The organism is Mycobacterium sp. 1245111.1 (genome assembly GCF_001673405.1).
Taxonomy (GTDB): Bacteria; Actinomycetota; Actinomycetes; order Mycobacteriales; family Mycobacteriaceae; genus Mycobacterium.
Genome location: NZ_LZLV01000136.1, coordinates 205,538 through 217,978, shown reverse-complemented (window position 1 = coordinate 217,978; position 12,441 = coordinate 205,538). Strand labels below are relative to the sequence as shown.

Annotated in this window: 13 protein-coding genes; 9 read left to right on the top strand and 4 right to left on the bottom strand. The window is 64.9% G+C overall.

Going from position 1 to position 12,441, the window contains the following annotated elements:
- The 4 genes from A5658_RS22155 to A5658_RS22140 all read left to right on the top strand — a co-directional run.
- Window positions 1-1,021: aldehyde dehydrogenase family protein (locus A5658_RS22155; protein ID WP_067340120.1), on the top strand; the 1,021-nt coding region annotated here is incomplete at its 5' end.
- An 80-nt stretch (window positions 1,022-1,101) separates the two neighbouring features.
- Window positions 1,102-1,854, top strand: a complete 753-nt coding sequence (locus A5658_RS22150; RefSeq protein WP_067340118.1) for an SDR family oxidoreductase — start codon at window positions 1,102-1,104, stop codon at window positions 1,852-1,854.
- Window positions 1,851-2,708 (top strand): NAD(P)-dependent oxidoreductase, encoded by an 858-nt coding sequence (locus tag A5658_RS22145; protein WP_067340115.1) that lies wholly within the window; start codon window positions 1,851-1,853, stop codon window positions 2,706-2,708. Before A5658_RS22150 ends, A5658_RS22145 begins: the two co-directional genes overlap by 4 nt.
- On the top strand, window positions 2,708-3,136 hold the full coding sequence (locus A5658_RS22140) for a carboxymuconolactone decarboxylase family protein (protein ID WP_067340113.1): 429 nt from the start codon (window positions 2,708-2,710) through the stop codon (window positions 3,134-3,136). Before A5658_RS22145 ends, A5658_RS22140 begins: the two co-directional genes overlap by 1 nt.
- A 10-nt stretch (window positions 3,137-3,146) precedes the next feature.
- Here A5658_RS22140 and A5658_RS22135 read toward each other — a convergent pair whose 3' ends face one another.
- A complete protein-coding gene (locus tag A5658_RS22135) occupies window positions 3,147-4,232 on the bottom strand; it encodes an aldo/keto reductase (protein WP_067340111.1) in 1,086 nt (361 codons plus the stop codon).
- A gap of 82 nt (window positions 4,233-4,314) precedes the next feature.
- On the opposite strand from A5658_RS22135, the gene A5658_RS22130 reads away from it, so the two are divergent.
- Entirely contained in the window at window positions 4,315-4,716 is a 402-nt protein-coding gene (locus tag A5658_RS22130) for a MarR family winged helix-turn-helix transcriptional regulator (protein WP_067340109.1), read from the top strand.
- Between the two features lie 39 nt (window positions 4,717-4,755).
- Here A5658_RS22130 and A5658_RS22125 read toward each other — a convergent pair whose 3' ends face one another.
- Entirely contained in the window at window positions 4,756-5,361 is a 606-nt protein-coding gene (locus A5658_RS22125; RefSeq protein WP_067340107.1) for a TetR/AcrR family transcriptional regulator, read from the bottom strand.
- A 17-nt stretch (window positions 5,362-5,378) separates the two neighbouring features.
- Window positions 5,379-6,557: a cytochrome P450 gene (locus tag A5658_RS22120; protein ID WP_231997412.1), complete on the bottom strand. Its 1,179-nt coding sequence runs from the start codon at window positions 6,555-6,557 to the stop codon at window positions 5,379-5,381.
- A gap of 175 nt (window positions 6,558-6,732) precedes the next feature.
- On the opposite strand from A5658_RS22120, the gene purD reads away from it, so the two are divergent.
- The 3 genes from purD to A5658_RS22105 all read left to right on the top strand — a co-directional run bounded on the left by purD (window position 6,733) and on the right by A5658_RS22105 (window position 9,533).
- Complete coding sequence (gene purD / locus A5658_RS22115; protein ID WP_067340104.1) at window positions 6,733-8,001, top strand: phosphoribosylamine--glycine ligase; 1,269 nt, start codon at window positions 6,733-6,735, stop codon at window positions 7,999-8,001.
- Window positions 8,002-8,085: 84 nt separating this feature from the next.
- Window positions 8,086-8,712 (top strand): TetR/AcrR family transcriptional regulator, encoded by a 627-nt coding sequence (locus A5658_RS22110; RefSeq protein WP_067340102.1) that lies wholly within the window; start codon window positions 8,086-8,088, stop codon window positions 8,710-8,712.
- On the top strand, window positions 8,709-9,533 hold the full coding sequence (locus tag A5658_RS22105) for a hypothetical protein (RefSeq protein WP_067340099.1): 825 nt from the start codon (window positions 8,709-8,711) through the stop codon (window positions 9,531-9,533). The genes A5658_RS22110 and A5658_RS22105 overlap by 4 nt, the downstream gene beginning before the upstream one ends.
- A gap of 19 nt (window positions 9,534-9,552) precedes the next feature.
- Here the strand turns inward: A5658_RS22105 and A5658_RS22100 are convergent, their stop codons facing one another.
- Entirely contained in the window at window positions 9,553-11,133 is a 1,581-nt protein-coding gene (locus tag A5658_RS22100; protein ID WP_067340097.1) for a gamma-glutamyltransferase family protein, read from the bottom strand.
- A gap of 121 nt (window positions 11,134-11,254) precedes the next feature.
- On the opposite strand from A5658_RS22100, the gene A5658_RS22095 reads away from it, so the two are divergent.
- Entirely contained in the window at window positions 11,255-12,430 is a 1,176-nt protein-coding gene (locus A5658_RS22095) for a thiolase family protein (protein WP_067340094.1), read from the top strand.
- Window positions 12,431-12,441: the final 11 nt, after the last annotated feature.

Here is a 12,441-nt window from a genome sequence, read left to right as displayed (position 1 = left end):
CGTCGGCGTCGTCGGCGCGATCACCCCGTGGAACTTCCCGCACCAGATCAACCTCGCCAAGCTCGGCCCCGCGCTGGCGGCGGGCAACACCATCGTGCTGAAGCCCGCCCCGGACACGCCGTGGTGCGCGGCGGTGCTCGGCGAAATCATCACCGAGCACACCGATTTCCCGCCCGGCGTCGTCAACATCATCACTTCCAGCGACCACAGTGTGGGTGCGCTACTCGCCACCGATCCACGCGTCGACATGGTCTCGTTCACCGGCTCCACCGCCACCGGCCGCACCGTGATGGGCGACGCCGCGGCGACGCTGAAAAAGGTCTTCCTGGAACTGGGTGGCAAGTCGGCGTTCGTCGTGCTCGACGACGCGGACCTGAACGGCGCCTGCTCGGTCTCGGCGTTCACCGCGTCCATGCACGCCGGGCAGGGCTGCGCGATCACGACCCGGCTCGTCGTACCCCGGGCCAAGTACGACGAGGCGGTCGCCATTGCGGCGGGCACCATGGGCTCGATCAAGCCGGGCGACCCGAACGATGCCGGAACCGTATGCGGGCCAGTCATTTCGGCGCGGCAACGGGATCGTGTGCAGGGCTACCTCGACCTGGCGATCGCCGAGGGCGGAACGTTCGCGTGCGGGGGCGGGCGCCCCGCCGACCGTGACACCGGGTTCTTCATCGAGCCGACCGTGATCGCCGGTCTGACCAACGACGCCCGGCCCGCCCGTGAAGAGATCTTCGGACCGGTCCTCACCGTGATCGCGCATGACGGCGACGAGGACGCGTTGCGCATCGCCAACGATTCGCCATATGGGTTGTCGGGCACCGTGTTCAGCGCCGACCCTGAGCGTGCCGCCGGCTTCGCGTCCCGGCTGCGGGTGGGCACGGTCAACGTCAACGGCGGCGTCTGGTACTCCGCGGATGCGCCGTTCGGGGGCTACAAGCAATCCGGTAACGGACGCGAGATGGGTCTGGCCGGCTTCGAGGAGTATCTGGAAATCAAAACCATTGCGACAGCGGTCTAGTAGTCGAGTAACCAGTTGTGACACCTACTTTCGTAGTTCTCGCGCAATAAGTGGCCACTCGGCCAGAGGAAGGAAGCAACATGGGGCGCTTTGAGAACAAGGTCGCCATCGTCACCGGATCCGGCGGCGGCATCGGCCAGGCCTACGCCGAGGCGCTGGCCCGCGAAGGGGCGGCGGTCGTGGTGGCCGACATCAACGCCGAAGCGGCGCAAGGGGTTGCCAAGCAGATCGCCGCCGACGGCGGCACCGCGCTCAGCGTTCCGGTCGACGTGTCCGATCCCGCGTCGGCCAAGGCGATGGCCGACCAAACGCTCGCCGAATTCGGCGGCATCGACTACCTGGTCAACAACGCCGCGATCTTCGGTGGCATGAAGCTCGACTTCCTGCTCACCGTCGACCCCGAGTACTACCGGAAGTTCATGAGCGTGAACCTCGATGGCGCGCTGTGGTGTACGCGCGCGGTCTACAAGAAGATGGCCAAGCGCGGCGGCGGTGCGATCGTCAACCAATCATCCACTGCCGCATGGCTGTACTCGAACTTCTATGGGCTGGCCAAGGTCGGCGTCAACGGGTTGACCCAGCAGCTGTCCCGCGAGCTGGGCGGGCAGAACATCCGGATCAACGCGATCGCTCCGGGTCCCATCGACACCGAGGCCAACCGGACCACCACCCCGCAGGAAATCGTCGCCGACATCGTCAAGGGTTTGCCGCTGTCCCGGATGGGGACACCGGAGGACTTGGTCGGGATGTGCCTGTTCCTGCTGTCCGACGAGGCTTCGTGGATCACCGGCCAGATCTTCAACGTCGACGGAGGGCAGGTGATCCGGTCATGAGTGACGACCCGAAGCTCGGCTACATCGGTCTGGGCAACATGGGTGCGCCGATGGCCACCAGGATGACCGAATGGCCTGGCGGCGTAACGGTTTACGATATCAGGACCGAAGCGATGACGCCGCTGGCCGAGAAGGGCGCGAGCCTGGCCGACACCGTCGCCGACGTCGCTGACGCCGACATCATCCACATCACGGTGCTCGACGACGCGCAGGTGCGCGAGGTGGTCGGTGAGTTGGCGGCCCACGCCAAGCCCGGCACGGTCATCGCGATCCACTCGACCATCAAGGACGCAACGGCCGCGGAACTGGCCGCCGAGCTCAAGCCTCAAGGCATCCACATCGTCGACGCCCCGGTCAGTGGTGGCGCGGCCGCGGCGGCCGAAGGCAAGCTGGCCACCATGGTGGGTGCCGACCGCGAGGTGTACGAACGGATCAAACCGGCCTTCAAACACTGGGCGGCGATGGTCGTGCACGCCGGTGAGCCGGGCGCGGGCACCCGAATGAAGTTGGTCCGCAACATGTTGACGTTCACGTCCTACGTGGCTGCGTGTGAGGCGATGAAGCTCGCCGAGGCGGCCGGGTTGGACCTACAGGCACTGGGCCGGGTCGTTCGCCACACCGACGCTCTCACCAGCGGACCGGGCGCGATCATGGTGCGAGACGACATGAAAGACATTGAGCCGGATAGCTTTCTGTATCAATCCTTCGTGCACGCCCGCGGGCTGGGGGAGAAGGACCTGAGCCTGGCTCTGGCGCTGGGCGAATCGATGTCGGTCGATCTGCCTCTGGCGCAACTGGCCTACCGCGGGTTGGCAGCCGGACTCGGAGTGCCGCATACAGATAAGGAGGCGTGATGGACGAGCTGCGCAGCAAGGGCCTCGCCAAGATGAACGAGGTCTACGGCTGGGAGATGCCCAACGTCGAGGGCGACCCGTACTTCGACCTGACGGTCGACCACCTGTTCGGCACCATCTGGAACCGGCCGGGCCTGTCGATGCGCGACAAGCGCATCATGACGCTGACCGCGGTGACCGCGATCGGCAACCGCGACTTGGCCGAGATTCAGATCAACGCCGCACTCCTCAACGAAGAACTCACCGCGAGCGAGCTCAAGGAGATGGCGGTGTTCCTCACCCACTATCTCGGCTTCCCGCTGGGTTCGGCGCTCAACGGCGCTGTCGACAGCGTCGTGGCGAAGCGGAAGAAGGCCGCGGCCAAGGGCGCCGGCGAAGACAAGAAGGCCAACGTCGAGGGCGCACTGAAGATGCACTCGGGCGAATAGCCCGCCAATCTCAGTACGGTTCAACGCCTTTCGGCATCACGTACTCCGAGATGGGCGCCGATGCGCCGTTCACACTGGTCCCGCCGTTGAGAATGCCCGGTGCCATCTCCAGCATGTTGTTCGGGAAACCGAACTTCGGTTTGGTGAGCGCACTGAGCCGGGCCAGCTCGTCAGTGGTGAGCTCCACGTCGACAGCCCGGATGTTGTCGTCGAGTTGCGACAGCCTGCGCGCGCCGATGATGACCGACGAGACTCCGGCCTGCGCGTGCACCCAGGCCAGCGCCACACTCGCGACGTTCGTCTCGTGTGCTTGGGCGATGACCTCTAATTCGTCAATCACGGCGTAGGCCTTGTCGTCGAGGAACGAGTCGACCATCGCTCCGCGGTCGGCTTTGCTCGCGCCGCTGTTGGCCCGGGTGTACTTACCACTCAGCACCCCGCCCTTCAGTGGCGACCATGGCGTGATACCGAGGCCGAATTCGTCGGCCATCGGGACCAGCTCCTGCTCGATCGCGCGCTCGAGGAGCGAGTATTCGACCTGCAGGCCGATGAAGCGCGACCAACCGTGAAAATTCGCAATCAGGTTGGCCTGCGCAATCTTCCACGCCGGGGTGTCCGAGACGCCGATGTAGCGAACCTTGCCGGCGGCCACGAGGTCGTCGAGCGCCGCCATCGTCTCTTCGATGGGGGTGTTGGCATCCCAGATATGCAGCCAGTACAGGTCGATGTAGTCGGTCTGCAATCGCCGCAGGGAATTCTCGCAAGCGTTGATCACCGATTTGCGTCCGGAGCCGCCCCCGTTGGGGTCACCCGGATACAGGTTGCCGCTGAATTTCGTGGCCATCACCAGACGATCGCGACGAGCCGCGTGACGGCCGATATGGTCCCCGATGATTTTCTCGGAATGGCTGCGGGTGTAGAAGTTCGCGGTGTCGATGAAGTTGCCGCCGAGTTCGGTGTACCGATCGATGATCTGTTGCGACTCCTCGACGCTGGTGCCCCAGCCCAGGTCTTCACCGAAAGTCATGGCGCCCAGGCACAGCGGGCTGACGCGCAGGCCGGATCGTCCGAGTGTCACATATTGATCCAGAGGCATGATGACGTCTTTCTGGTAAATTGTTCAGCTATGCGTTTGTTCCAAACTAAACTAGTTCATAACTGAACGATCTGGCAACCCGATGTCTGACGCCGCCAAAATCTGGTCCCTGAATTACCGGGTCTTGTTGTCGGTCATCTCCTGCGCCGAGGACGAAATCTGCTCGTTGGGCTTGGAATCGAAGGAACTTTTCCTGCTGGCCGAGATCGACGAGCATCCCTACCCGGCCGAATTGGCGACGACGTTGAACATGCCCAAGGCGACGGTCACCGCCTACCTCAAACGACTGGAGGCGGCGGGCTTCGTGCGCCGCGAGATCGATCCCGCTGATCTTCGGCGTCACCGCCTATTGCTCACCGCGAGCGGGCGCAGAGCCGCCACCGGCGGTATGTCGGCAGTGTCCGGGGAGTTTGACAAGCGCCTCGAGCGACTCACCGCCTCGCAGCAGAAAGAGCTCAAGAACCTGCTGGAAAAAATCATCTGACGGCCCTGACACGGCCGCTGGGCGAGGGCTTTCGGTAGCTCAGCTGCGCACGACGGGATACACCGCCGCACCGACCCAGCGACGCAAGTAATCGCGGAGGGCTTTACCGCGCCGCGGTGGCCGTCCGGGATCGATGACGAACGACTGGATGATGCGCAGCAAGTGCTCACCCAGCTCGGCCACCTCGTCGTCGGTCAAACCCGCTGCCGCCCAATCGACGTCGAACCGTCGCAACATCGCCTCGCCGAAGCGCAGGGCCACATCTGAGGTCACCCCCGCGGTGAAACTGTTGTCGTGGTCGCGGGCAAGCAGCAGGCCGATGTGTTTGTCATGAGGTAGCCATTCGAGTGCGGTGGCGATTCCTTCGGTGACCGCTGCGACCGGGTCGGTGATCCCGGACAGGTGCTCCGCCATCCGATCGAGGAAGCCCGTTGCCGCTCGCGTGGCCGCCGCGACCAGCAGGGCGTCGGTGCTGGGGAAATACCGATAGACGGTCTGACGTGTGACACCCAGCGTGCGTGCGACGTCGGCGATGCTGAAATCGGCGCCGCGATTATCGATCGCCTCGCTGGCCGCCGCCAAGATACGGGCGACGGCCTCCTGGTCGGTAGCCGGGGCTGCACCCGCCCACCCGTGGGTGCGCACACCGAAATCCTATGCGGCTACCCGTGGTAAGCGACTTGCAGGTCTTTGATGCCGTTGAGCCAGCCCGACCGCAGCCGACGGGGCTTCGCGACGGTCGAGATATTCGGGAGCTGCTCGGCAATCTCGTTGAAGATCAGCTTGATCTCCATTCGCGCAAGGTTGGCACCAATGCAGTAGTGCGCACCGTTTCCGCCGAATGCCAGGTGCGGGTTGGGATTGCGCAAAACGTTGAATTCGAAAGGTCGGTCGAAGGCATCTTCGTCGAAGTTGGCCGAGCTGTAGAACAGGCCGGCCCGCTGGCCTTTCCGTATCGTCACACCGCCAACCTCGACGTCCTTGCGAGCGGTCCGCTGGAAACAATGCACCGGTGTAGCCCAGCGGACGATCTCGTCAACCGCGGTCTCCGGCCGATCGCGCTTGTAAAGCTCCCACTGGTCGGGAAACTCGGAAAACGCGTTGACCCCATGCGTCATGGCGTTGCGGGTGGTCTCGTTGCCGGCGACGGCGAGCAGGATGACGAAAAACGCGAACTCGGTGTCACCCAGCACTTCACCGTCGACGTCGGCCTGGACCAGCCTGGTGACGATGTCGTCGGCCGGACAACGGCGTCGCTCGTCGGCCATGTTGTACGCGTAGCCCATCAACTCGGCGTTGGCGACGATGGGATCGGTGTCGAATTCCGGATCGTCGTTGTTCATCACGGCATTGGTCCAGGCGAACAGCCGCTCGCGGTCGGCTTCGGGGACCCCGAGGAGGTCGGCGATCGCCAGCAGCGGCAACTTCATCGCGATGTCATCGACAAAGTTGCCGCTCTCCTTTTCGGCTGCGGCCCGCACAATGTCATGCGCGGCCGACGCGAGCTTGTCCTCCAGCGATGCGACCGATCGTGGCGTGAAGAGCCGGGAGACCAGCTTGCGCAGCCGGGTGTGCTCGGGCGGATCGTGATTGATCAACAACGCCTTGGTGAGTTCTAGCTGGTCGGCCGTCATCTCGTCGGGGAACCGCATCACGACGCCGCGGTCGTTGGTCGACCACAGCTCGTTGTCCCGGGAGATCTCCTTGACGTCCCGGTGTCGGCTGATGACCCAATACCCTTTGTCATCAAAGACATTGGTGCCGGGCTGCTCGTTCCACCAGACCGGCGCGGTCTTGCGGAGCTCGGCGAACTCGGCGGCCGGCACGCCGCGTTGCAGCATGTCCGGATCGGTGAAGTCGAAACCGGATCCGAACGGGCAGACGTTCGATGCTGCCGTCACACGCGTCACCTCCCAGGTGATCTGATGCACATTTCTCCCGACCATACACCTTGCTGTCAAGTGTATGGCCGGATGCCCGGCCGCCATGACGTCCGGACCGATAGGGTGACGTCTCATGCGCGTTCTGGTGATCGGCTCCGGTGCCCGCGAGCACGCCTTGTTGCTGGCGCTGCGGGCCGATCCGCAGGTCGAGGCGGTGGCCATTGCACCGGGTAACGCCGGCACCGCATCGTTAGCCGACCAGCATCAGGTCGACATTTCGTCTTCCGATGCCGTGGTGGCACTGGCTCGTCAGATCCACGCCGACCTGGTGGTGGTCGGCCCCGAGGTCCCGCTCGTGCTTGGCGTGGCCGACGCACTGCGCGCTGCGGGGATTGCCTGCTTCGGGCCCAGCAAGGACGCCGCGCAGATCGAGGGTTCGAAAGCCTTCGCCAAGGACGTGATGGCTGCCGCCGGAGTGCGCACCGCGTCCAGTGAGATTGTCGACAGCCCAGCGGGTTTGGACGCCGCGCTGGACCGCTTTGGGCCCGGCGGCGGCGACCCGGCGTGGGTGGTGAAGGACGATCGCCTCGCCGCCGGCAAGGGAGTGGTAGTCACCCCGGACCGCGACGTCGCACGTGCTCACGCCGCGAGCCTGCTCGAGTCCGGGCACCCGGTGCTGTTGGAGTCGTTCCTCGACGGGCCCGAGGTATCGCTGTTCTGCGTTGTCGACCGGGAAACCGTGGTGCCCTTGCTGGCCGCTCAAGACTTCAAGCGTGTCGGCGACGGCGATGCCGGCCCCAACACGGGTGGTATGGGTGCCTACGCGCCGCTGCCGTGGCTGCCGGCCGAGGTCTACCAGTCGATCGTCGACGATGTCGTGAAACCCGTTGCCGGCGAGCTTGTTCGACGCGGCGTTCCGTTCTCCGGGCTGCTGTACGCCGGGCTGGCGATCACGTCTAACGGGCCTGCCGTCATCGAATTCAACTGCCGCTTCGGCGATCCGGAGACGCAGGCGGTGCTGGCGCTGCTCGAGTCGCCGCTCGGTCAGCTGCTCAACGCCGCGGCAACCGGGACGCTGGCGGACTTCGGCGCACTGCGATGGCGCGAGGGCGCGGCAGTGACCGTCGTGCTGGCCGCAGAGAACTACCCGGGCCCGCCGCGCACGGGCGACACGATCGTCGGCTCGGAGGTCGCCGGTGTGCTGCATGCCGGCACCGCTCGCCGCGACGACGGTGCGATCGTGTCGTCGGGCGGGCGCGTGCTGTCGGTCGTCGGCACGGGCCCCGATCTGGCTGCTGCCCGCTCGGCCGCCTATGACATCATCGGGTCAATTCGATTGCCCGGTAGCCACTTTCGCACCGATATCGGCCTCGCCGCCGCCGAAGGCAAGATCCGCGTCTAGACCCCGGCGGCCTGGCTGTCGTTGCGATACGTCGGCCGTGACAACTCATTGACGGTCGTCAGTGAATGTCGTACTGTCACAGATGTGAGTCCTTCTGCCGTTCGCAAGCGGGGCGCGAATCACGGCAACACCCGCGAGGCTCAACGCCTCCGAACTAGGGCGCGAGTGTTCGACGCCGCCCTGGCCGAGATTGCGCGATCAGGATTGGCTGACGCGGACGTGACCGCGATTGCCAACGCGGCGGGTGTAGTGCGGGGGACCTTCTACTTTCACTTCCCGACAAAGGAACACGTGCTGGTCGAGCTCGAGCGGAACGAAGAAATCAAGATTGTGGCGGACCTCGACGGTGTCGATGTCGAGAACAACGATATGGAGTCAGTGCTCTCGGCGCTCGTGCGCGGCGTACTTGCCGCAGAGCGACGGCTGGGACCTGTCTTATTTCGCGAAATGTTGGCATTGCACTTCTCGTCGACCCGACCGATCGAAGACGAACTGACCCAGCACCCCCTTGCGGAGTTTTTGATTGAAGTTCTTGCCAATGCCCAAGCCGTCGGGCGGGTGGTCGAGGACACGCACGCCGCCGAACTCGCGACCTTCGTCCTGACCGGCCTGTTCGCGCTCCTTGCGACCGGGGTGCACGATTCCGAAACTTCTGACGCAGTTTTGAGCCGCTACATCACAACGATTGTCCATGGAATGGAGACACGATGAGCGTCAACACGATCGAAGGCTATCGGGACTTTCTGCGCGAGCGCGACGGCGAAGCGGACCTGCTCAACCGGCGATTGGCGAACCGCGAACAATACTTCGAGGGGCTGGTAACCGATCCCGTCCGGTCGCACACCCCCGCCGACCGGGCGACGTTCACGCGTAATCTTCATCGCCGCAAACCGGAGCGGGGGCTGGACGGCAAGATGCTGTTCCTCTTGGCCACCGCCAAGCTGAACCAAGCGGAGCGTTTCGGTGTGGGGCTTGGAGAGACATACGGGCAGAACAGCGATGACACTGTGCCGCCGGAACGCGTCTATCTCGAGCTTGAGGAGCATTACCACACCCGTTTGCTCGCATACGTTTTGGACATGTTCGATCTGACATTTCAGGTTGTGCCACCGCCGCTCGTCATGCGCCAATTCGTCAAACTCGCGGTGTTCATTCCGAAAAGGCTCGGATTCGCTTTTGTGGGAGCCTCGGAGATGGCTGGTTGTGTGATGTTCGATGAATTGCGCCGGGTCGGGGTCGAACTGTTTGCCGACGAGCCCGAAGTCGCGGAGCGAATCGAGTCACTGTACAGCGAAATCTTGACGGACGAGATCGGACACGTGGGCTATTGCGCATCGCAGTGCACCTCCGCGGAGCGGGCCGTGATGCGGCGCGTGTACCCCTTTATTGCAAAGCTTTTCGCGCGTCAGACCGCGGAGATCGGCCTGCTCGTCGGCTGGGAAAAGCTGAACGCCCGCCTCGGCCGGCCGTTCGACGTCCGCGAATTGGACGCCGGCTTGAAGAATGACACCTATCTCGTCACACACCCATGAAAGGGTCTGAGGGAAGGATTTAGATGCCGGCCGCCTGGCCGTCCCGGCGTGGGTCGCTGACCGCGAGGTATCCGTCGTCGATCCGCCAGATCGCCTGGCAACTACCGAACTGGTTGTAGTCGTTGGTGGTCGCCAATTCGTGGCCGAGTCGTTGCAGCCCGTCCAGGGTGGACGTCGGGAAGCCTGGCTCGCAGTAGACCTGCAGGCCGTGCGCCCAGCGGAACCGCGGGCCGTCGCAGGCAGCCTGCGGATTCTGGGCGTAGTCGACGATGCGCGTCACCACCTGCACATGACCTTGTGGCTGCATCGGACCGCCCATCACCCCGAAGCTCATCACCGGGGCGCCGTCTTTGGTCAGGAAACCCGGGATGATCGTGTGATACGGCCGCTTGCGTGGCCCGATTTGATTCGGATGTCCTTGTTGCACAACAAAATCCGATCCGCGGTTTTGCAGTGCGATTCCAGTGCCGGGCACCACGACGCCGGAGCCGAAACCCAGGTAGTTCGACTGGATCATCGACACCATGACACCCGAGGAGTCCGCGGCGGTGAGATACACCGTCCCCCCGCGGGGCGTACCGGCCGACGCCGGCTTGGCATGTTCCATGTTGATCAGCGCGGCGCGCCGACGCAGGTAGTCCTCGTCCAGCAGGCTGTGCGGACTCACCGCCATGTGGTCGACGTCGGAGACGAAGGCCTGTGCGTCGGCGAACGCGAGTTTCACGGCCTCGATCTGCAGGTGCACACTCTCGGCGGAATCGACTGGCAGCGACGCCATATCGAAGTTCGCGAGGATCCCGAGGGCGATCAACGCGACGATGCCCTGGCCGTTGGGTGGTATCTCGTGCACGGTGTAACCGCGATAGTCGAGCGAGATCGTGCCGACCCAGTCGGCCCGATGCTCGGCCAGGTCGCTCGCTCGCATCGCGCCGCCGTTCGCGGTCGAGTGGGCTTCAAGTTTGGCCGCGAGTTCGCCGCGGTAGAACGCCTCGCCGTTGGTGGCGGCGATCGTCTCGAGCGTGCCGGCGTGGTCGGGCAGCCTGACCAGTTCGCCGGCATGCGGTGCCCGGCCATTCGGCATGAACGCCTCGGCAAAGCCGGGCTGTGCCTCGAACAGCGGCACCTGCGCCGCCCACTGGTCGGCGATCGTCGGCGAGAGCGGAAAGCCGTTGCAGGCGTAGGAGATTGCCGGTTCGAAAAGCCGATCGAAGGGCAGCTTGCCGAACTTGGCGTGTAGCTCGGCCCAGGCCGACACCGCGCCCGGCACGGTCACCGCATTCCACCCGAGCATTGGAACGCCGCCGCTGCCGAAGTACTCCGGCGTCCACGCCGCGGGGGACCGTCCCGACGCGTTGAGCCCGTGCAGCTCACGTCCGTCCCACACGATCGCGAAGGCGTCCGACCCGATCCCGTTGGACACCGGTTCCACCACCGTCAGCGTGATCGCGGTGGCGATGGCCGCGTCGACCGCGCTGCCGCCGTCGGCGAGCATCCGAAGACCGGCCTGCGCAGCGAGCGGTTGCGAGGTACACACCACGTTGGTGGCCAGCACGGGCTTTCGTGGCCAGGCGTAAGGGAGTTCCCATCCAAACGGCAGCACGCCGCCAGCCTACGGACCTGCAGTTCGACGGCCGATATCGTCGGTGCAACGGTAGCTGATACGATTTACGCTTTAAGCCTGATTTGTAACCCTGCACTCAGCCGAACCGAAGGTCGATCACATGCCCAAGCCCGTCATCGTCAGCGCAGTCCGGACCGCCATCGGGACGTCGTTCAAGGGTTCGCTGGTCAACACCACGCCCGAGTTCCTCGCGACCACGATCCTTCAGGAGGCGGTCCGCCGGTCCGGCGTCGAGGTGTCCGACATCGACGACGTGATCTTCGCCGAATCTCACTACGGCGGAGGTGATATGGCCCGCTATGCCGCGGCTGCCTCGGGGATGACCGCGGTGCCAGGGCAGGCCGTCAACCGGCACTGTGCGGGCAGCCTCACCGCGGTTGCCAACGCGGCCGCGCAGATCGGCTCAGGTGCCGAGAAAGTCGTCGTCGGTGGTGGCGTCCAGTCACTGTCGATGACCCCGATGATGAACTGGCGCATCCCCGGTCCGACCCTGGAATTCGAGGAGCGGTGGATTCCGCCGACCCACGTCGAGACGCCCGACGCTCCCGGCCGCGACATGTCGATCACCGTCGGCTGGAACACCGCGCAAGCCGTCGGGATCACCCGCGAAGAGATGGACGCCTGGGCATTCCGTTCGCACCAGCGGGCGATTGGAGCGATCGACAGCGGCGCCTTCGTCGACGAGATCGTGCCGCTGAAAATCAAGGGCCTCGACGACGCGTTGATCGAGTTCAGCGTCGACGAGCACCCTCGTCGCGAGACCAGCCTGGACAAGCTCGCGTCGCTGAAGGTGCTGCACCCGGAGATCGAGGGATTCTCGATCACCGCGGGCAACAGCAGCGGCACCAACGACGCAGCCGCCGCGCTGACCCTGGCCGACGAGGACTTCGCCACGTCTCATGGACTGAAGGTGCTGGGCTCGGTCAAGGCTTGGGCCTCGGCCGCCGTCGAGCCGCGGGACACCGGGCTGGGCGCGGTGAAGGTGATCGGCAAGGTGCTCGACCGGGCAGGCCTGGCGCCGGGTGACGTCACGCTGTGGGAGATCAACGAGGCGTTCGCGTCGGTGCCGATCGCCGCATGCCGTGAGTACGGCCTCGACGAAGAGCTGGTCAATTTCTACGGCAGCGGCTGCAGCCTGGGTCACCCGATTGCCGCCAGCGGCGCGCGGATGCTGACCACGCTGGTGCATGAATTGGGCCGTCGCGGAGGCGGAATCGGCGTCGCGGCGATGTGCGCGGGCGGCGGCCAGGGCGGTGCCGTCGTGATCGAGGTCTAGCCGAATCGGCT

Bases quoted from the DNA above. Each gene is read 5' to 3' on its own strand.
- A5658_RS22140 (WP_067340113.1), top strand. From the start codon at position 2,708: ATGGACGAGCTGCGCAGCAAGGGCCTCGCCAAGATGAACGAGGTCTAC.
- A5658_RS22145 (WP_067340115.1), top strand. From the start codon at position 1,851: ATGAGTGACGACCCGAAGCTCGGCTACATCGGTCTGGGCAACATGGGT.
- A5658_RS22130 (WP_067340109.1), top strand. From the start codon at position 4,315: ATGTCTGACGCCGCCAAAATCTGGTCCCTGAATTACCGGGTCTTGTTG.
- A5658_RS22135 (WP_067340111.1), bottom strand. From the start codon at position 4,232: ATGCCTCTGGATCAATATGTGACACTCGGACGATCCGGCCTGCGCGTC.
- A5658_RS22105 (WP_067340099.1), top strand. From the start codon at position 8,709: ATGAGCGTCAACACGATCGAAGGCTATCGGGACTTTCTGCGCGAGCGC.
- A5658_RS22120 (WP_231997412.1), bottom strand. From the start codon at position 6,557: ATGCTGCAACGCGGCGTGCCGGCCGCCGAGTTCGCCGAGCTCCGCAAG.
- purD (WP_067340104.1), top strand. From the start codon at position 6,733: ATGCGCGTTCTGGTGATCGGCTCCGGTGCCCGCGAGCACGCCTTGTTG.
- A5658_RS22095 (WP_067340094.1), top strand. From the start codon at position 11,255: ATGCCCAAGCCCGTCATCGTCAGCGCAGTCCGGACCGCCATCGGGACG.
- A5658_RS22150 (WP_067340118.1), top strand. From the start codon at position 1,102: ATGGGGCGCTTTGAGAACAAGGTCGCCATCGTCACCGGATCCGGCGGC.